Origin of the sequence: Synechococcus sp. BA-120 BA3, assembly GCF_034931285.1 — a bacterium.
Taxonomy (GTDB): Bacteria; Cyanobacteriota; Cyanobacteriia; order PCC-6307; family Cyanobiaceae; genus Cyanobium.
Window position 1 is genome coordinate 1 of record NZ_JAYGHZ010000220.1, and the last position, 773, is coordinate 773.

Consider the following 773-nt stretch of genomic DNA (forward strand, 5'->3'; position numbering starts at 1 on the left):
CGCCAGGAGCGGGCGCGGGAGCTGGCCGAGGCCGTGGCACTGCAGCAGCGCACCCGCGAGCGGCTGGAGCAGGAGCAGACCAGCCTGGAGCGGGAGATCGCCCGTCTTGACAGCCGCCGCGAGACGCTGCAGGAGAGCCGCGGCACCGGCGCCCTGCGCCTGCTGCTGGAGGCGGGCCTGGAAGGGATCCACGGCTCGGTGGCCCAGCTGGGCGAAGTGGAGGAGCGGCTGCGGGTGGCCCTGGAGGTGGCGGCGGGGGGACGCCTGGCCCAGGTGGTGGTGGAGGACGACCGCATCGCCGCCCGGGCGATCGAGCTGCTCAAGAGCCGCCGGGCCGGACGCCTCACCTTCCTGCCGCTCAACCGCATCCGGGGCGGCAGTGGCAGCGGGGGCACAGGGGGTGCCGCCCTGCAGCGGGGATCCGCCGGCGGCAGCGGCGGGGCCGGCGGGCTGGTGGGGCGGGCGGTGGATCTGATCCGCCACGAGCCCGTCTACGCCGAAGTCTTCCGCTACGTCTTCGGCGACACGCTGGTGTTCGCCACCCTCGCTGACGCCCGCCGGGAACTGGGCCGCTGCCGGGCCGTGACGCTGGAGGGGGAACTGCTGGAGAAGAGCGGCGCCATGACCGGCGGCAGCCTGCAGCAGCGCTCGGGCCAGCTGGGCTTCGGCCGCAGCGGCGACGGTGATGAGGCCGAGCCGCTGCGGCAGCGGCTGCTGGAGCTGGGGGAGAGCCTGCTGGCCTGCCGCCGCCGCGAAGCCGAGCTGGGCCGGAG

1 protein-coding gene is annotated in these 773 nt (G+C 75.9%); it reads left to right on the forward strand.

The window, feature by feature from the left end; translation table 11 throughout:
• On the forward strand, positions 1–773 hold a 773-nt coding region (locus tag VB737_RS07405), incomplete at both ends, for an SMC hinge domain-related protein (RefSeq protein ID WP_500312268.1).